Source organism: Shinella oryzae (assembly GCF_023038235.1).
GTDB lineage: Bacteria > Pseudomonadota > Alphaproteobacteria > Rhizobiales > Rhizobiaceae > Shinella > Shinella sumterensis.
In genome coordinates this window covers 861,773-879,678 of record NZ_CP081987.1, presented here as the reverse complement: position 1 = coordinate 879,678, position 17,906 = coordinate 861,773, and the positions used below count along the sequence as shown (strand labels likewise).

13 protein-coding genes and 1 tRNA gene are annotated in these 17,906 nt (G+C 63.6%); 11 read left to right on the top strand and 3 right to left on the bottom strand.

Annotated elements, in window-relative coordinates:
• The first annotated feature begins 86 nt into the window (after nucleotides 1–86).
• The 4 genes from K6301_RS04325 (at nucleotide 87) to K6301_RS04310 (ending at nucleotide 3,043) form a co-directional block, all read left to right on the top strand.
• Complete coding sequence (locus tag K6301_RS04325) at nucleotides 87–1,097, top strand: porin (RefSeq protein ID WP_247219531.1); 1,011 nt, start codon at nucleotides 87–89, stop codon at nucleotides 1,095–1,097.
• A 150-nt stretch (nucleotides 1,098–1,247) separates the two neighbouring features.
• Complete coding sequence (locus tag K6301_RS04320) at nucleotides 1,248–2,147, top strand: tyrosine-type recombinase/integrase (protein ID WP_425475368.1); 900 nt, start codon at nucleotides 1,248–1,250, stop codon at nucleotides 2,145–2,147.
• A gap of 229 nt (nucleotides 2,148–2,376) precedes the next feature.
• Nucleotides 2,377–2,466: transfer RNA gene (locus K6301_RS04315), tRNA-Ser, on the top strand.
• 205 nt (nucleotides 2,467–2,671) lie between these two features.
• Nucleotides 2,672–3,043, top strand: coding sequence for a cupin domain-containing protein (locus tag K6301_RS04310; protein ID WP_247219529.1), 372 nt, complete (start codon nucleotides 2,672–2,674; stop codon nucleotides 3,041–3,043).
• A gap of 104 nt (nucleotides 3,044–3,147) precedes the next feature.
• On the opposite strand, the gene K6301_RS04305 is transcribed toward K6301_RS04310, so the two are convergent.
• Together K6301_RS04305 and K6301_RS04300 are read right to left on the bottom strand one after the other, a co-directional pair.
• A complete protein-coding gene (locus K6301_RS04305; RefSeq protein WP_247219528.1) occupies nucleotides 3,148–6,495 on the bottom strand; it encodes a caspase family protein in 3,348 nt (1,115 codons plus the stop codon).
• Between the two features lie 95 nt (nucleotides 6,496–6,590).
• The gene (locus K6301_RS04300; protein WP_247219527.1) at nucleotides 6,591–7,712 is read right to left on the bottom strand and encodes a Gfo/Idh/MocA family protein; all 1,122 of its coding nucleotides are present in this window, start codon (nucleotides 7,710–7,712) and stop codon (nucleotides 6,591–6,593) included.
• A gap of 179 nt (nucleotides 7,713–7,891) precedes the next feature.
• Between K6301_RS04300 and K6301_RS04295 the strand changes: the two genes are divergently transcribed.
• The 5 genes from K6301_RS04295 to iolB all read left to right on the top strand — a co-directional run bounded on the left by K6301_RS04295 (nucleotide 7,892) and on the right by iolB (nucleotide 14,596).
• Nucleotides 7,892–8,764, top strand: a complete 873-nt coding sequence (locus K6301_RS04295; RefSeq protein ID WP_247219526.1) for a MurR/RpiR family transcriptional regulator — start codon at nucleotides 7,892–7,894, stop codon at nucleotides 8,762–8,764.
• A gap of 104 nt (nucleotides 8,765–8,868) precedes the next feature.
• A complete protein-coding gene (locus K6301_RS04290; protein ID WP_247219525.1) occupies nucleotides 8,869–10,806 on the top strand; it encodes a bifunctional 5-dehydro-2-deoxygluconokinase/5-dehydro-2-deoxyphosphogluconate aldolase in 1,938 nt (645 codons plus the stop codon).
• 19 nt (nucleotides 10,807–10,825) lie between these two features.
• Nucleotides 10,826–12,676: a 3D-(3,5/4)-trihydroxycyclohexane-1,2-dione acylhydrolase (decyclizing) gene (gene iolD / locus K6301_RS04285; protein WP_247219524.1), complete on the top strand. Its 1,851-nt coding sequence runs from the start codon at nucleotides 10,826–10,828 to the stop codon at nucleotides 12,674–12,676.
• A gap of 171 nt (nucleotides 12,677–12,847) precedes the next feature.
• The gene (gene iolE / locus K6301_RS04280) at nucleotides 12,848–13,765 is read left to right on the top strand and encodes a myo-inosose-2 dehydratase (protein ID WP_247219523.1); all 918 of its coding nucleotides are present in this window, start codon (nucleotides 12,848–12,850) and stop codon (nucleotides 13,763–13,765) included.
• 36 nt (nucleotides 13,766–13,801) lie between these two features.
• On the top strand, nucleotides 13,802–14,596 hold the full coding sequence (iolB, locus tag K6301_RS04275) for a 5-deoxy-glucuronate isomerase (RefSeq protein ID WP_247219522.1): 795 nt from the start codon (nucleotides 13,802–13,804) through the stop codon (nucleotides 14,594–14,596).
• 253 nt (nucleotides 14,597–14,849) lie between these two features.
• On the opposite strand, the gene K6301_RS04270 is transcribed toward iolB, so the two are convergent.
• The gene (locus K6301_RS04270) at nucleotides 14,850–15,890 is read right to left on the bottom strand and encodes an extracellular catalytic domain type 1 short-chain-length polyhydroxyalkanoate depolymerase (protein ID WP_247219521.1); all 1,041 of its coding nucleotides are present in this window, start codon (nucleotides 15,888–15,890) and stop codon (nucleotides 14,850–14,852) included.
• 211 nt (nucleotides 15,891–16,101) lie between these two features.
• On the opposite strand from K6301_RS04270, the gene K6301_RS04265 reads away from it, so the two are divergent.
• Together K6301_RS04265 and K6301_RS04260 are read left to right on the top strand one after the other, a co-directional pair.
• The gene (locus tag K6301_RS04265; RefSeq protein ID WP_247219520.1) at nucleotides 16,102–17,325 is read left to right on the top strand and encodes an acyl-CoA dehydrogenase; all 1,224 of its coding nucleotides are present in this window, start codon (nucleotides 16,102–16,104) and stop codon (nucleotides 17,323–17,325) included.
• 119 nt (nucleotides 17,326–17,444) lie between these two features.
• Complete coding sequence (locus K6301_RS04260) at nucleotides 17,445–17,801, top strand: hypothetical protein (protein ID WP_247219519.1); 357 nt, start codon at nucleotides 17,445–17,447, stop codon at nucleotides 17,799–17,801.
• Nucleotides 17,802–17,906: the final 105 nt, after the last annotated feature.

Genomic DNA, 17,906 nt, shown 5'->3' with positions numbered 1-17,906 from the left:
ACCCTATATACGGCATATGGGGAAGCCAGGGGTTGACCATCCGTCCGAAAGCCACACGCACGGCTCTTTTTGACTGGAGGTCAGAAATGAACATCAAGAGCCTTCTCATCGGCTCCGCTGCCGCTCTCATGGCAGTATCCGGCGCACAGGCTGCCGACGCTATCGTCGCTGCCGAGCCCGAGCCCCTGGAATACGTTCGCGTTTGCGACGCCTTCGGCACCGGCTACTTCTACATCCCGGGCACCGAAACCTGCCTCAAGGTCGGCGGTTACGTCCGTTTCCAGACCGACTTCGGTCCCGATGAAGTTGGCTCGTCCGACTGGGATTCCTGGACGCGCGCTCACATCCAGTTCGACGCCAAGTCTGACACGGAACTCGGCACGCTCACCAGCGTCATCGCTTTCAATGGCGAAACCAGCCAGAGCATCAGCGGCGGCTCGACGAGCGATTTCTACGTTGACCAGGCCTACATCGAACTCGGCGGCTTCCGCGTTGGTACCTTCCTGAACTGGTGGGATAACGACCTGATCGGCGAAACCGAAACGGCTTCGAACGTTACGCGCTTCACCTCGGTTCGTTACGTCTACGACGGCGGCGCCTTCCGCGCCGGCCTCAGCGTCGACGAAATTGGTAACGATTACTACCCCACGACTGCGTTCAGCACCAGCAACTCCGTTGGCGTTTCGGGCATGGTTGCTGCCACCCTCGGCGGCGTGAACTTCGAACTGCTCGGTGCATATGACACCGATACCGAAGAAGGCGCAGTCCGCGCTTGGCTGTCGGCTGAAGTCGGCCCGGGCACGTTCGAACTGATGGGCCTCTATGCCAGCGGCGACAACGTCTACTACAACGCCTCTGAATGGAGCGTTGCTGCAGACTACTCGTTCAAGGCAACTGAAAAGCTGACGATCACCCCCGGTGCTCAGTACTTCGGTGACTACGAACTCATCGACGGCAACGACGCATGGCGCGTTGGCCTGACGGTTGACTACGCTATCGTTGAAAACCTCAACCTCAAGGCAACCGTCAACTACACGGATCCGGACGACCAGGACGACTTCGTCACCGGCTTCCTGCGCCTGCAGCGCGACTTCTAAGCCAATCCGGCTTAGCTCATCCAAAAACGGAGAACCCGGCCGTCGGTCGGGTTTTTCGCGTTCCGGCTAGTTTTTGGGGTTAATTAGCAGGAAATTTATAAGCAATTTAATGCAACCAATGCGCGTCACATCGGGCGCAGTCAGGTCAGCATGTTAAATCACCCCTTGATGAGCGGCCCATACCGCTTGAGCTATCAGTTTCAGAACGCTTCCAATCAGGCTTCGCTTCGCGCCCTGCTCGACCGCTATGTCGACGTGCTCTGGGAACCGGGCTCGCATAAATACAATGTCACGTCCTTCGTCGGCGAGCTCGACGAGATCCTGCTCGGCGCCGAGTTTTCGGACTTCACCGACGAGATGCTGGATACGCTGACGTCGTCGCTTCGCAAGCGCGGCAACAGCAATGCCACGATCAACCGCAAGATGGCGGCGCTCAGCAAGCTCCTGAAGAAGGCCCAGAAAATGGGCGAAATCCAGGGCCTGCCGGAGTTCAAACGCCTGAAGGAGAAGGCAGGACGCATCCGCTTTCTCGAGCCGGAAGAGGAAAAACGGCTGTTTGCCGCCATATCCGAGAAATCGGAGCTCTATGGTCGCTTCTGCATCTTCCTCATCGACACCGGCGCGCGGCTTGGCGAGGGTATCGGCCTTCGATGGCAGGATATGAACCAGGACCGCGTGACGTTCTGGCTGACGAAAAGCGGCAAAAGCCGCTCTGTACCCCTCACCGAGCGGGCAGCGGCGGCCATCCAGGCGTCGGAGCGCAGGCGACGCGGACCTTTCACGACCATCGTCCAGGCGAAGTTCCGGGCGGCGTGGAACGAGGCGAAGCAGGAGGTCGGCCTCGGCGCGGAACCGGACGTGGTGCCGCATATCCTGCGGCACACCTGCGCTTCACGGCTCGTGCAGGGCGGAATCGATATCCGGCGCGTGCAGACATGGCTTGGGCACCAGACGCTGCAGATGACCATGCGCTATGCGCATCTGGCATCCGGCGATCTCGATGTCTGTGTTCCCGTTCTGGAACACGCCGCGCGCATCAAGGCGGGGTAGGCCCCCTTTGCGCGGCGGGAGGCATTCTGTGCCTCCCGAATCATCGGGCTTGGGAAGCCCTGCGAGCGTGGCCGTGCTCACACGGCCCGCATGGAGGGGATGTGCAAAAGACCGCTGCACGCGCAGCGGACGGTCGCACGGACTAAGGCGCGAGAAATTCTGGATATTGTCGCAAAAATCTAAAAATGCCTTGCAATCCCGACCCATGCCGCATAGTGAAATCGCGAGCGGAGAGGTGGCCGAGTGGTCGAAGGCGCTCCCCTGCTAAGGGAGTATACCGGAAACGGTATCGAGGGTTCGAATCCCTTCTTCTCCGCCAGTTTTCCTACGCACTCTGTTTCAAAGCCGAATGGTCGCGCATCCCGCTGTCGGCAGGCCGAGTCCGTTTCCGGCCCTGCCCTACCGGGCACTCCAACGCAGTCCTCCCGTAACGCCGTCCGCCCGGCCCTGCGCCTGCACGAACGTTCAAGAACGGGCGATTGCACAGGCCTATTTCTTCGCGCTCAACAAAGGAGAGCGGCAGAATGGCCAGCACGTACCAACCCATTCGATTTTCGGAAAAACTGTCCGGGATCAACGATTTGTGGCAGCCGCGCGTCGTCGCCGAAATGAACGACGACCAGTTCAAGCTCGCGCGCATCGAGGGCGATTTCATCTGGCACGACCATCCGGAGACGGATGAAACCTTCATCGTCCTCCACGGCGAATTGCGGATCGATTTTCGCGATGGCGCCGTGACGATCCGGCCGGGCGAAATGTTCGTCGTGCCGAAGGGCGTGGAGCACAAGCCCTTTGCGGAGAAAGAAGTCCATCTCCTGCTGATCGAGCCGCGGGGCGTGCTGAACACGGGCCATGCCGGCGGTGAGCGAACGGCCGAAAACGATATCTGGATCTGACGCAGCAGCATCCAGTGTCCGAGTAGCCGCCGTGCGACGTGCTCAAACGAAAGCCGCCGGAAACGATCGTTTCCGGCGGCTTTCTTTCTTCTAACAACAGTGCGTCAGGCGCGGGCCGCGAGGCGGTCGATGGCGTTCTGGGTCGACGCGCCGAAATCGCCGTCGATCGGGCCGTTGTAATAGCCGCGGTCCTTCAGGATCTGCTGGAACGCCTTGCGGAACTGCGGCGTGAAGTTGGACGGCGAGCCCTTGAGTTCCGAAAGCTTGCCCTGATCGCCGCCCTCGATGCTGGCGGCCGCCCAGCGGGCCGCCTCCTTGGCATCTGCCCGGGTGCCGAGACCGTAGTCGTAGAGGCGCGACAGGTTGCCCATCGCATAGGTATTGCCGCCGTTGGCCGCCTTTTCATACCAGCTGATGGCCTGGGCGTAATCCTGCTTCACGCCGTTGCCGGCATCGTAAAGCCAGCCCAGCGAGGCCATGGAATAGTAGTCGTTGAGCGCTGCCGCCTTTTCATACCACTTGCGGGCTTCGGCGTAATCGACGGGCACGCCGAGGCCGGACTGGTAGGCATAGCCGACGGAGGACATGGCGTTGATATCGCCGCCTTCCGCGCCCTTCTTGTACCATTCGAGCGAAAGGGTCAGGTCACGCGCCGTGCCGAGGCCCTCGCGGTAGAACCAGCCCATGGTGGCCTGACCGTTGGCGTAGCCCTGTTCGGCGGACTTGCGATACCACTTTATGGCCTCGTCATAGTCCTTGCGCGTGCCGTTGTAGCCCTCGCGGTAGAGCCAGCCGAGCGAGGCCTGCGCATAGGGATTGCCGGCATTGGCACCCTGCTCGAACATGCGGATGCCCTTGGCCATGTCGACCTGGCCATCCGTGCCGTAGATCGAATACCAGGCCAGGTTGGTCAGGGCGTAGAGGTTCCCCTCGTCCGCCGCCTTCTGGTAATATTCGCGGGCCTGGCTGTAGTTGCGCGCCGCATCGTGCGCGCGGCCCAGCATGTTGCGAATGCCGTTGTCGGACGGATTGGCGTTGAGCGCCGCCTCGCAGACCGGGATCGCACGACCGTAGTCGATCTGCGTGAAGAGCTTGCCCAGGAAGCCGGGACGCAGGTTCGGCTCGCCGGCCAGTTCGTAACACTGGTCCGCATCCGAGCCGGAGAGCACCGTCGTGGACTGGCCAGTGGTGATCGTCGATGAGCCGCTTGTGGAAGCCGACGCGCTGCTCGTGCGGCCGGTCGCAAGCCCGTCGATGGCCGCGATCGTCGCCGGGCCGAATTCGCCATCGGCCGAACCGCTGTAGTAGCCGCGTTCGCGCAGCAGGTTCTGCAGCTCCGTACGGAAGGCGACGGTGAAGTTGCCGGGGGTTTCCTTCAGCTCCTTCAGCTTGTTGGCATCGCCGCTTTCGACAGCGGCCGCCGCCCAGCGAACGGCCTCCTTCGCATCGGCCGGCGTACCGAGGCCCTGATCGTAAAGGCGCGACAGGTTGCCCATTGCATAGGCGCTGCCGGCATTGGCGGCCTTCTCATACCAGTAGCGGGCTTCCACATAGTCCTGCTTCACGCCGTTGCCGACATCGTAGAGCCAGGCAAGCGACGCCATGGAGTAGGCATCGCCCATATTGGCGGCCTTCTCGTACCAGACCTTGGCTTCGGCATAGTTCTGCGCGGTGCCGAGGCCATTCTGATAGGCCCAGCCGAGCGACGACATGGCATTGGCGTCACCCGCATCGGCGGCCTTGCGATACCAGGAAAGCGACTGGACGTAATCCTGCGGGACGCCGAGGCCTTCTCGGTAGAACCAGCCCATCGTCGCCATGGCATTGGCATAGCCCTGGTTGGCCGACTGCTGATACCACTTCACCGCTTCGTTATAGTCCTGACGCGTGCCGCCATAGCCTTCGCGGTAAAGCCAGCCGAGCGAGGCCTGCGCATAGGAATTTCCGGCAATCGCAGCCTTCTCGAACATCGACAGGCCCTTCGGCACGTCGACGGGGCCATCGGTCCCGTAGATCGAGAACCAGGCCAGGTTGGTGAGGCCGTACATGTTGCCGAGTTCGATCGCCTTTTCGTAGTTGCGGCGCGCCTCGATATAGTTGCGATCGGCGTCATGCGCGCGGCCGAGCAGGTTCACGAGCATGCCGTCGGACGGGTTCTCGTTGACGGCCTGGGCGCAGGCGGTGAGCGCCCGCTTGGCATCGATCTTCAGGAAGTTGACGCCCATGAAGCCGGGCAGCGACTGCGGCTCACCGGCCAGCAGGAAGCAATCGCGCGAGGCCGGCGTTTCCTTGCCGGCGACATTGACGCTCAGCCCCTTTTTCGGTTCCAGCGCGGCGATCAGCTGTTCGGCGTCGCTGCGGTGCTGGCTGTCGGGATAGCGTTCGATGAAGCGCTGGAGGGCGGCCGCATCGGTCGAGCCCTTGAGCGCTTCCCAGGCGATACCGGCCGCATCCTGTCCTTCCGTCTCCGTCGCTTCCTTGAGGCTGGCGAGCTTCTTTTCCGCCAGCATCTTGTAGACCGGGTCCTTGCCGTGCTTGGCGATGAAGGCGTTGATCAGGTCCTCGTCGGCGAGGTCGCGGATGTTCTGCCAGTCGGCCGCCGCCTCGGACTGGCCGTTTGGCGAGACCTCCTGCGTGTTGCCGCTGTTGGTGATGTTGATGTTCACTTCCTTGATGTTCAGGAAGATCTGCGCGCCGCCGAGCGAACCGTAAACGAAGGGCTCCTGCTCGCGGTTGGTGGCCTGCACCACCTCGTCGCGCACCTTGCCGAGCGCGATGCGCACATCCAGGCCCGGCTCCGTCAGATATTTGGCAAGGGCCGTGGCGAACGGGCTGTTCTTGCCCTCCCCGTCCAGCGCCACCGTGCCGGCCTTCGAGGCGAAGGCGATCAGCGTATCGGCCGACTCGGGCTCGACGCGAGCAAGGCCGCGGGACACGGCGCGCGTGCCGATCGAGCGCGTCATCTGCGCGGAGAACGGATTGTTGCGGCAGGCATCGAGAATGAAAAGCTTCAGCTTCTTGGCGCCTTCCAAGGACCGCTGCACGCGATCGATGGCCACGCTTTCGTCCTCGACGTCCCGATCGCTCTTTAAAGCCGCATCGACAGGGATCAGGTAGTTGACCCCATTCATTTCCATGGCGTGGCCGGAATAATAGACCACCGCCATTTCCGCATCGGCCGATTCGTCCTCGAATTCGCGCAGCGCCTTGACCATGGCGGAGCGGTCGAGATCGAACACCGTTTTGACGGAATCAAAGCCCGCATTCTGGAACGAGGCGCGCATCAGCTCCACATCGTTCGCAGGATTGTTGAGCTGGGCGGTCTCTTCGTATTTCTGGTTGCCGATCAACAGCGCAACGCGTTTCGCCTCCGCGGCGCCCGCATTGAACACCACGACGGCGACGGACACGAAGAATACCGGCGCCCAGTGTTTTTGTACGCGTCTTAACATGCCCTTACCTCCGGCATTATTGCCGCCACTATTACGTATGGGCATGCCTGTTTCAATGTGGGGGCATCCGGAAATTTTATCCGGGCCGGCGGAAATCAACCGGCATCGACCTCCACCCAGCGCTGCTCGCGATGGGAGCGGGCCATGGCATGCACGGACTTCTCGATGCGCAGGCCATCGACGAAATCGATGGCACGGGAGGGTTTTCCGGCGATGGCGGCCATCAGTTCGCGGCATTCGATGACCTTGAGATCATTGAAGCCGAGGCCGTGGCCAGGTGCGGGAATGAACCGGTCATAGGGCTTGTGATGGGGCGCCGTCAGGATTGTGGAAAAGCCCTGCTCGGTGGCGCGACCGTCGGTCTTGTAGAGTTGGAACTCGTTCATGCGCTCCTGATCGTAGAGGATCGAACCCGTCGAACCGTAGATCTGCAGCGCGATGCGGCCCTTGCGGCCCCAGGCGGAGCGGTTCGCCATCAGCACGCCGGAAATGCCGCCGGGAAGGCGCATCAGGACGCTGGCGATATCGTGGTTTTCCACGGCGCGGCGGCCACCCTCCTTGGTGAGGCGGTCGGCATAGGGTTTTGCAAGCGCGGCTATGACCGCCTCGACATGGCCGAACAGGCTCCACAGCAGCGACAGCGGATGCACGGCAAAATCATCGAGCGCACCGTAGCCCGAGGATGCCTCGCTCTTCCAGTAGAACAGCGCCTGGGGATCGGCCATGAAATCCTCGTCCATCTCGATGCGGACGTGATTGACGGTGCCGATCGCGCCCTCGTCGATCAGCGAGCGGATGTGGCGCATGACCGGGTTCTGGATATAGTTGTAGCCCATCACGGCGACCTTGCCGGACGCGCGCTGGGCGGCAAGCATGCGCTCGGCATCGCCAAGGTCCGTCGCCATCGGCTTTTCGCACCAGACGTGTTTTCCCGCCTCGAGTGCGGCGATCGCCATTTCGGCGTGGAACTGATTGGGCGTGGTGACGGAAATCACATCGACCTCCGGATCGGCCAACAGATCGCGCCAGTTCGCGGTGGCCTTTGCAAAGCCGAACTCCTTGGCACGCGCGACGGCCAGTTCGCCATTGGCTTCGGCGAGATGCACGAGGCGCGGGCGCTCGACGTCGCCGAAGACCGTGCTGACATTGTTCCAGGCGAGCGCGTGGCACTTGCCCATATAGCCCGTGCCGATCAGTCCAATGCCAAGAGCCTTCATGACGTCTCCTCCGTCCGCTGAATTCCGCTACGCTCGCGCGCCGGAATTGCTATATTTCGCAGGACGGGCGCGCTCGCGTCATTCATAGACGGAAAGATTTGGAATGAAAACTTCCTTTTCTTTGATAATGGAATATTCATTCCATTCGACGCGAAGCGCCACTTGAGGAGAATGAATGTATGAACAGCAGCGAAGCGGCCCAGACGCGTGTACCCCGCGATTTCGAAAGCCTGCGCAGCGTCATCATCGAGCGCAAGGAGACCATGCCCAAGCGGCTGGCGCAGGTGGCCGCCTATGCGCTGTCCAACCCCGACGACATGGCCTTCGGCACCGCAGCGAGCATCGCCACGGCCGCGGACGTGCAGCCCTCGACGCTGGTGCGCCTCGCCCACCATCTCGGCTACGAGGGCTTTTCCGACCTCCAGAACGTCTTTCGCGCCCGGCTGCGTGACCGCACGCTCTCCTATGAGGAGCGGCTGCTCTCGCTGGAGGCGGGTGCGACGGCCGGCAGCGACGCCGAACTGCTTTCCGGCTTCCTGAACGCGGCAAGCCAGTCGGTGGCGCGGCTTGCCAGCACGGTCGACGGCGAGACGTTCACGAAATCGGTGGATGTGCTGGCGCGGGCGGAAACGATCTACCTCGTCGCCAAGCGCCGGTCCTATCCGCTGACGGCGCATATCGCGTATGCCTTCGGCAAGCTCGGCATACGCCACCAGATCATCGCCTCGCCCAACGGCATCGATGCCGAGATGGCGCTGTTCGCCACGGGCAAGGACGCCGTCATCGCGGCGAGCTTTTCCCCCTACGCGGCCGAAAGCCTGGCGCAGGCGCAGGAACTGGCAGGCCGCGGCGTGCCGATCATCGCGATCACCGATTCGGTGTTCTCCCCGCTTGCCGCCGCAGCCACCCACTGGTTCGAAGTGTCCGAGGCGGACTATGCCGGCTTTCGCTCGCTTTCCGCCTCCATGGCGCTTGCGATGGCGCTGCCCGTGGCGATCGCTGAACGCCGGCGCAGCCTCAAGCGGAAATCGAAGCGGAATGGCCCGGAATAAAATGGAATGAATATTCCGAATTGACATAATAATAGAATTCATGTTTCATTTTCCGAGAATGCCGCATCGCCTTCCCGAAGGCGCCGCGAGACCGGGAGGAAGACATGCCCAACACTGATCGCCGCGAGAGCCCGGCGAAGTCGCTCGACGTGATCACGATCGGCCGTTCGTCGGTCGATCTCTACGGCCAGCAACTCGGCACGCGGCTGGAGGACACCGCCTCCTTCGCCAAGTCCGTTGGCGGCTGCCCGGCCAATATCGCGATCGGCACCGCCCGCCTCGGCCTCAAGTCGGCGCTGATCACCCGCGTCGGCGACGAGCAGATGGGCCGCTTCATCCGCGAGCAGTGCGCCCGTGAAGGCGTGAATGTCGAGGGCATCAGGACGGACAAGGATCGGCTGACCGCGCTCGTGCTGCTTGCCATCGAAGCCGAGGGCGTCTCGCCGATGATCTTCGTGCGCACCGATTGCGCCGACATGGCGCTCGACGAAGGCGACGTGGACGAGGCCTTCGTGCGCTCTTCGCGGGCCGTGCTGGTCTCCGGCACGCATTTTTCGCGCCCCAATACGGAAGCCGCGCAACGCAAGGCGATCCGCATCGCCAAGGAAAGCGGCGGCAAGGTCATCTTCGACATCGATTACCGCCCGAACCTCTGGGGGCTTGCCGGCCATGCCGAGGGTTTCGAGCGCTATGTGAAGTCCGACCGCGTGTCGGCCATCCTGAAATCCGTCCTGCCGGACTGCGACCTGATCGTCGGCACCGAAGAGGAGATCATGATCGCCTCGGGCGCAGACGACGTGCTCTCGTCGCTGAAGGCGATCCGCGCCGTCTCGCCGGCCACCATCGTGCTGAAACGCGGCGCCATGGGCTGCATCGTCTATGACGGCCCGATCTCCGACGACCTTGAAGACGGCGTGGTCGGCGATGGTTTCCCGATCGAGGTCTATAATGTGCTGGGCGCGGGCGATGCCTTCCTATCCGGCTTCCTGCGCGGCTGGCTGACGGGCGAGGACCACAAGACCTGCGCCACCTGGGCCAATGCCTGCGGCGCCTTCGCCGTGTCGCGCCTTCTGTGTTCACCGGAATATCCGAGCTGGGAGGAGCTGACCTTCTTCCTGACAAACGGCAGCAGGCATCGCGCCCTGCGCAAGGACGAGGCGATCAACCACATCCATTGGGCGACGAACCGCAAGCAGGCGGACATTCCGCTGCTGATGGCGCTTGCCTGCGACCACCGCATGCAGCTTGTCGACGTGGCCGACGCGTTGAAGGTGCCGCATGACAGGATTTCCGCGTTCAAGCGGCTGACCGTGGAGGCTGCCGCGCGAGTCTCGCAGGGCCGTCCCGGCTACGGCATGCTGATCGACGAACGTTTCGGCCGGGACGCCTTTTTCGACGCCGCGACCAAGGGTTTTTCGTGGATCGGCCGCCCGGTCGAGCTTCCGGGTTCAAAGCCGCTGCGCTTCGAATTCAGCCAGGATATCGGCTCCCAGCTGGTGGAATGGCCGCTCGACCATTGCATCAAGTGCCTGTGCTTCTATCATCCCGACGACCCTGATACCCTCAAGACGGAGCAGCAGGAGAAACTGCGCACGCTCTTCGAAGCGGCCCGCCGCGTCGGTCGCGAGCTTTTGATCGAGATCATCGCCGGCAAGAATGGCCCGCTGAAGGACGACACGGTCTCGACGGCGCTTCAGGAACTCTACGATCTCGGCATCAAGCCCGACTGGTGGAAGCTGGAGCCGCAGGCCTCCAGCGCGGCATGGCAGAACATCGAAGCCGTCATCGCGCGCAACGACGCGTATTGCCGCGGCATCGTGCTGCTCGGCCTGGAAGCGCCGACGGAAGATCTGGTGAAGGCCTTCGAGGCGACGACGGTGGCGCCTTCGGTCAAGGGTTTTGCGGTGGGCCGCACGATCTTCGTCGACGCCGCCCGCGCCTGGATGGCCGGCAGGATCGACGACGAGGCGGCGATCACGGACATGGCCAGCCGCTTCCGCGAACTGACCGACGCCTGGCTGCGCACGCGCGGCCTGCAATAGAGCATACGGGAGGAAGACCATGGCAAAGACGATCCGGCTGACGATGGCGCAGGCCGTCACGCATTTCCTGAAGGCGCAGATGACCGTCGTGGACGGCAGGAAGGTGCCGATCTTCGCGGGCGTGTGGGGCATTTTCGGCCACGGCAACGTCGCGGGCATCGGCGAGGCGCTCTACCAGGTGCGCGGCGAGCTGCCGACGCTGCGCGCCCATAACGAACAGGGCATGGCGCATGCGGCCGTCGCCTTCGCCAAGGCGGCTTTCCGCCAGCGCTTCATGGCCTGCACGACCTCCATCGGCCCGGGGGCGCTGAACATGGTGACGGCAGCGGGTGTCGCGCATGTCAACCGCCTGCCCGTGCTCTTCCTGCCCGGCGACGTCTTCGCCAACCGCATCCCCGATCCGGTTCTCCAGCAGATCGAGGATTTCAACGACGGCACGGTTTCGGTCAACGACGCCTTCCGCTGCGTCTCGCGCTATTTCGACCGGATCACGCGCCCCGAGCAGATCATCTCCGCGCTCAAGCGCGCCATGCAGGTGCTGACCGATCCGGTCGATTGCGGCCCGGTGACTCTGTCGCTCTGCCAGGACGTGCAGGCCGAGGCCTACGATTATCCCGCCAGCCTGTTCGAGGAGAAGGTCTGGACGACCCGCCGCCCCCGCCCCGACACGGACGAACTGGCAGCGGCCATCGAAACGCTGCGCAAGGCGCAAAAGCCGCTCATCATCGCCGGCGGCGGCGTGCTCTATTCGCAGGCGACCGCTGAGCTCCAGGCGTTCGCGGAAACGCATGGCATTCCCGTGGCGATCACGCAGGCCGGCAAGTCGGCAATTGCGGACGATCATCCGCTGTGCATGGGCTCGGTCGGCGTGACCGGCACGTCCGCCGCCAACGCCTTTGCGGAGGAAGCCGATGTCATCCTCGCCGTCGGCACGCGCCTGCAAGACTTCACGACGGGTTCGTGGGCGCTATTCAAGAACGGCGGCGTGACGATGATCGGCCTCAACACCGCGCCTTTCGATGCGGCCAAGCATGACAGCCAGCCGCTCGTCGCGGATGCGCGCGAAGGGCTGAAGCTGCTGTCGCAAGCGCTTGACGGCTGGTCGGCGCCTGCCGCCGTCCGGCAGACGGCGAAAAGCCGCAAGGACGAATGGATGGCGGCGGCGGACCGCGCGACGGCACCGACCAATGCCGACCTGCCCTCGGACGCGCAGGTCATCGGCGCGGTGCAGCGCGCGATCGGCGGCGAAAATTCGGTTCTCGTCTGCGCGGCCGGCGGCCTGCCGGGCGAGCTGCACAAGCTGTGGCAGGCGAAGAAGCCCGGCGGCTACCACATGGAATACGGCTTTTCCTGCATGGGCTACGAGATTGCCGGCGCGCTCGGCGTGAAGCTGGCGCGGCCGGAGGCGGATGTTGTCGTCATGGTCGGCGACGGCTCCTACATGATGATGAATTCCGAGCTCTCCACCTCGATCATGCTCGGCCAGAAGCTCACCATCATCGTGCTCGACAATCGCGGCTACGGCTGCATCAACCGGTTGCAGATGGGCACCGGCGGCGCGAACTTCAACAATCTCCTGAAAGACGCGATGATCGAGGTCATGCCGGATATCGACTTCCGCGCGCATGCCGAGAGCATGGGAGCGGTCGCCGTGAAGGTCTCCTCCATCGCCGATCTTGAAACGGCTATCGAGCAAAGCAAGGGCAACGACCGCACGTCGGTCATCGTCATCGATACCGATCCGCTGATCACCACCGAGGAGGGTGGCCATTGGTGGGATGTGGCGGTGCCGGAGGTGAGCCCGCGCAGCGAGGTCAACAAGGCGCGCGAGGCCTATGTGAAGGCGCGCGCGGCCCAGACCGTCGGTTAGGACAGAACACCCACTCTCCCCGTCATCCTCGGGCTTGACCCGAGGATCCACGCGGCAAACTCAGCGCCTGTATATGGATCCTCGGGTCAAGCCCGAGGATGACGTGGAGAGGGAAGAGACAGTGACAGTGACAATGCAGGGGAAGCCCCGCTTCCCGCCAAGGAGACCCGCATGAAAGCCAAACTCGGCATGTCGCCCATCGCCTGGTGGAACGACGACCTTCCGGAACTGAGCGACGACGTGTCCCTCGAAGAGTGCCTGCGCCAGTCGCGCACGGCCGGCTTCACGGGCATGGAACAGGGTCGCCGCTTTCCGGGCAGCCCGGAGGAGATGCTGCCGATCCTGCGCGCCGCCGACGTGACGCTGTGCGGCGGCTGGTTCTCCGGTACGCTCGTCGACGAGGACCTTGCGGCCAACAAGGACCGCATCGCCCCGATGATCGCGCTGTTCAAGGCCGTCAACGCGCCCTGCATCGTCTATGGCGAAGTCGGCCGCTCGATCCAGGGCGACCGCTCCCGGCCGCTTGCCACCAAGCCGCGCCTTTCCGACGACGAGATGAAGGCCTATGCGCGCCGCCTCACCGCCTTCGGCGAATGGTGCGCCGACCAGGGTATGCCGCTCTCCTACCACCACCACATGGCTGCCGTCGTCGAGACCGAGCCGGAACTCGATGCCTTCATGAAGCATTCCGGCGAAGGCATTCCGCTGTTGCTCGATGCCGGCCACCTCGCCTTTGCCGGCGGCGACGTGCTGCGCGCCATCGACAACCATCATGCCCGCATCAACCATGTGCATGTGAAGGACATCCGCCGCCCGGTGGTTGACGGCCTGGACCGGACGAAGCAGTCGTTCCTCGACGCGGTGGCGCTCGGCGCCTTCACCGTTCCCGGCGACGGCTCGCTCGATTTCGGCGCCATCGTGCAGCGTTTCGCGGATTACGGCTATGAAGGCTGGTTCGTCGTGGAAGCCGAGCAGGATCCGCGCAAGGCGCCGCCGGCGAAGATGGCCGAAGTCGGCCATGCCGAACTGATGCGCGTGATGACCGCCGCCGGTTATACTGTCGAGACGGAAGGCTTTCCCAAGGGATAAGCCCCACCCGCCCGCCGGAAGGAAAGGACCAAGCCCATGCCGAACCTGCTCGTCAAACCCCAGGGCACCCATGGCCGCGTCAGCCATGTCACGCCCGAAAGCGCCGGCTGGACCTATGTCGGCTTCGACCTGCACCGGATGAAGCCCGGCGAGATCGTCGCGGCGGAAACGGGAAGCCGCGAGGTCTGCCTCGTGTGGGTTTCCGGCAAGGGCAAGGCGACGGCGGGCGGCGCGGATTTCGGTGTGCTCGGCGAGCGCATGAGCCCCTTCGAGGGCGCGCCGCACGCGCTCTATATCCCCGCCAATTCCAACTGGTCGGTCACGGCGGAGACGGATCTGGAGCTTGCCGTCTGCTCAGCCCCGGGCGGCGGCGATTACAAGGCGAAAGCCATTCCACCCGGCACGCATCCGCAGCTGCACCGCGGCAAGGGCTCGAATATCAGGCATGTGCACAACATCATGCCGGAAGACGACAATTCGGCCCATTCGCTGCTCGTCGTGGAGGTCACCACGCCGAACGGCAACACCTCGTCCTACCCCTCGCACAAGCACGACCGGGACGACCTGCCCAACGAAAGCCTGCTGGAAGAGACCTACTACCACCGCCTCAACCCGCCCCAGGGCTTCGCCTTCCAGCGCGTCTATACCGACGACCGCTCGCTGGACGAGGCCATGGCGGTGGAGGATGGCGACGTGACGCTGGTGCCCCGGGGTTACCACCCCTGCGCGACCATCCACGGCTATGACCTCTATTATCTCAATGTGATGGCCGGGCCGAAGCGCGTTTGGAAGTTCCACAACGCGAGGGAGCATGAGTGGCTGCTGAAGTAGGCATGCATATCATTCGGCAAGCGACTGGCTTGCTCGCAGGCTCACGGTAAACCCCGCCCTCTCCCTCGTCATCCTCGGACCTGACCCGAGGATCCATGCCACAAGCGAGACGGTGCGGATGTGTGGATCCTCGGGTCAAGCCCGAGGATGACGACAGAGAGGTTTGCGGGCGATATCCGGGTTGGTGCGCGTCAGGCAGTGGTGGGCGTAATTGGCGCATGAACAGCCTAATCTCTAGCGTTAGCCGCTACCGCTACCGCTTCCGCGTCAGCCCCCATTCCTTCGCGATCTCCAGCGTGGAGGAGAACCCTGCTTCCAGCATGAACGGCTCCCTGGAGACGGCGTGGCCGCCGCCCTCGCCTGCCATGACCGGCGTGCCGTGGCCCATGCCGTCGATTTCGTGGAAGGTGACGAGCGGCTTGCCGTCCTTATCGGGCCAGATGCGGGTGCGGCGGCCTTTCAGGCGCTTTTCCACGAAGGCGTCCTTGGGCAGGCGGTAGAGGTCACGCCATTGCTCGACCAGCGCGCGGCCGTTGGAGAGCGCGACGGTCTCGTCGGCGGTGCCATGCCAGACGGAGATTGCCGGCTTGTGCGCCATACGGGGCGAAACGAGGCGTACCAGATCGGCCCAGGCGCGGGGCGTGTGATCCGGGGCCTGCGCCATCGCATCGAAGGCGCGCGTGGCATCGCGGGCGGCGCCGAACGGCAGGCCGGCAATGATCGCACCGCCGGCAAAGACGTCCGGATAGTTCGCCAGCATCGCCGCCGTCATCGCGCCACCGGCCGAAAGTCCCGTTATGAAGACGCGCTGCGGGTCGCTTGCCGCAAGGCCGGCCGCATGGCTCACGATCTGGCGGATCGACATGAGTTCGCCGCGGTCGCGCGTCACCTCGCTCGGGCGGAACCAGGTGAAACACAGACGCGGATTGTTCGCCTCGCGCTGCTGGGCATAGACGACGGCAAAGCCACGCTCGTCGGCCAACGATGCCCAGCCGGCGGCGCGATCGTAGCTTTCGGCGTCCTGCCGGCAGCCATGCAGCACCAGCACAAGCGGACGCCCTGCCGGCAGCCCCGCGGGAACATGCATGAACATGCGCAGACCACCGGGATTGCTGCCGAAATCGCTCGTCTCGACAAGCGGCGAGGCCGTGCCGGCGCGGCGGCGCACGGCCGGCGTCTTGCGTTCCGTGGTCGGCTGGAACGGCCAGAACAGGTCGCTCAGCCGTGTTTCGGCCGGGAGCAGTAGCTCGACCGACCGCTTGAAGCGATCCCGCATGCTCGGCCTCTCTTTCATGGAATTGCTCATTGCCAGATTATGTGCGCAGAGCGCGCGGCAGGATCAAGGCGCAGGCAGCGAAATATCGGGGATGGCTCATTCTGCGGATTCATGAGGGCATTCATAAATAGCCAAAGTGCGAAGCCCCGCATTTCGTTCCCGGCCTTTCGAACCCGTCCAAGCTGATGTAGCACTTCTGCCACGACAGATCCGCGACAGGAGGAACCCCATGAGCGAGCACCACAGCGCCACCCCCGAGCAGGCGCGCGCCAAGATGGCGCCCTTCGACTGGGCCGATCCCTTCCTGCTCGAGGACCAGCTGACGGATGAGGAGCGCATGATCCGCGACACCGCGCGCGCCTACTGCCAGGACAAGCTCGCCAGCCGCGTGACCGAAGCCAACCGCCACGAGATCTTCCACCGCGAGATCATGAGCGAGATGGGCGAACTCGGCCTGCTCGGCCCGACCATTCCGGAAGAGTATGGCGGCGTCGGCGCCAACTATGTGTCCTACGGCCTCGTCGCCCGCGAGGTTGAACGCGTCGATTCCGGCTATCGCTCGGCCATGTCGGTGCAGTCCTCGCTCGTCATGCACCCGATTTTTGCCTATGGCACCGAAGAGACCCGCAAGAAGTACCTGCCGAAGCTTGCTTCCGGCGAATGGGTTGGCTGTTTCGGCCTGACGGAACCGGACCACGGTTCGGACCCCTCCTCCATGATCACCCGCGCGAAGAAGGTCGACGGCGGCTACCTGATCTCGGGCGCGAAGAACTGGATCACCAATTCGCCGATCGCCGATGTCGCCGTCGTCTGGGCCAAGTCCGACGCGCATGACAACAAGATCAAGGGTTTCGTGCTGGAACGCGGCATGAAGGGCTTCGAGACGCCGAAGATCGAGGGCAAGTTCTCGCTGCGCGCCTCCGTCACCGGCATGATCATGATGCAGGACGTCTTCGTTCCCGATGAAAACCTGCTGCCGGACGTGGCGGGCCTCGCCGGTCCCTTCGGCTGCCTCAACCGCGCCCGCTACGGCATCGCCTGGGGCGCGATGGGTGCTGCCGAATTCTGCTGGCACGCCGCGCGCCAGTACACGCTGGACCGCAAGCAGTTCGGCAAGCCGCTCGCCGCCACGCAGCTCATCCAGAAGAAGCTCGCCGACATGGAAACTGAAATCGCGCTCGGCCTTCAGGGTGCGCTGCGCCTCGGCCGACTGTTCGACGAGCATCGCGCGCCGGCCGAACTCATCTCGCTGATGAAGCGCAACAATTGCGGCAAGGCGCTCGATATCGCGCGCGTTTCCCGCGACATGCACGGCGGCAACGGCGTTTCGGACGAGTATGGCGTCATCCGCCACGTGATGAACCTGGAAGCCGTCAACACCTATGAGGGCACGCACGACATCCACGCGCTGATCCTCGGCCGCGCCCAGACCGGCCTCCAGGCCTTCCAGTAAGCCGACCTGTCATTTCGCAAATTCTGCGGCCGCTCGTTAGAATACGGGCGGCCGTTTTTACGCTTTCTCCATCCCGTTTCGGTACAGTCCCAGTCCGGCAACAGAAGCGGGAGGGCTTCATGCCTCTCGAACATCTCCACGAACAGGCCCATCCACGGCAGCCCAAACGCAGTTTCGTCCAGTACAGGCTGGACAGGCCCGGCTTCATCACACCGATCGGCCACCACCTCAGCACGGCGCTGCGCTATACGTGCCTGATCCGCAGCATTTCGAGTGCGGGTGCGGTGCTCTCCATCAACCGGACGCTGACGCTGCCTGAAAACTTCTATCTGGAAATCCAGGGCATCCGTGACGGCATTCCCTGCACCGAGTTCAAGCGCGACGGCGACGAGATGGTGGTGCGCTTCAACATGTTCCTCGATGCGGATTTCCTCAAGGTGGTGCTGGGGCGACCGGCCGACCTCCAGGACGCGTGATCGGCCGCACGGAAAAATGCGTCGATTAAACTTTTAAAAATTTGCTTCAGCGAAACAAAATACTCCGCTGCGACACTGCCCATCTGTGTCGGACATGATCGTCTT

What these genes read in the sequence shown, in the direction of transcription:
- K6301_RS04325 (WP_247219531.1), top strand. Translation starts at nt 87, where the DNA reads ATGAACATCAAGAGCCTTCTCATCGGCTCCGCTGCCGCTCTCATGGCA.
- K6301_RS04320 (WP_425475368.1), top strand. Translation starts at nt 1,248, where the DNA reads ATGTTAAATCACCCCTTGATGAGCGGCCCATACCGCTTGAGCTATCAG.
- K6301_RS04310 (WP_247219529.1), top strand. Translation starts at nt 2,672, where the DNA reads ATGGCCAGCACGTACCAACCCATTCGATTTTCGGAAAAACTGTCCGGG.
- K6301_RS04305 (WP_247219528.1), bottom strand. Translation starts at nt 6,495, where the DNA reads ATGTTAAGACGCGTACAAAAACACTGGGCGCCGGTATTCTTCGTGTCC.
- K6301_RS04300 (WP_247219527.1), bottom strand. Translation starts at nt 7,712, where the DNA reads ATGAAGGCTCTTGGCATTGGACTGATCGGCACGGGCTATATGGGCAAG.
- K6301_RS04295 (WP_247219526.1), top strand. Translation starts at nt 7,892, where the DNA reads ATGAACAGCAGCGAAGCGGCCCAGACGCGTGTACCCCGCGATTTCGAA.
- K6301_RS04290 (WP_247219525.1), top strand. Translation starts at nt 8,869, where the DNA reads ATGCCCAACACTGATCGCCGCGAGAGCCCGGCGAAGTCGCTCGACGTG.
- iolD (WP_247219524.1), top strand. Translation starts at nt 10,826, where the DNA reads ATGGCAAAGACGATCCGGCTGACGATGGCGCAGGCCGTCACGCATTTC.
- iolE (WP_247219523.1), top strand. Translation starts at nt 12,848, where the DNA reads ATGAAAGCCAAACTCGGCATGTCGCCCATCGCCTGGTGGAACGACGAC.
- iolB (WP_247219522.1), top strand. Translation starts at nt 13,802, where the DNA reads ATGCCGAACCTGCTCGTCAAACCCCAGGGCACCCATGGCCGCGTCAGC.
- K6301_RS04270 (WP_247219521.1), bottom strand. Translation starts at nt 15,890, where the DNA reads ATGAAAGAGAGGCCGAGCATGCGGGATCGCTTCAAGCGGTCGGTCGAG.
- K6301_RS04265 (WP_247219520.1), top strand. Translation starts at nt 16,102, where the DNA reads ATGAGCGAGCACCACAGCGCCACCCCCGAGCAGGCGCGCGCCAAGATG.
- K6301_RS04260 (WP_247219519.1), top strand. Translation starts at nt 17,445, where the DNA reads ATGCCTCTCGAACATCTCCACGAACAGGCCCATCCACGGCAGCCCAAA.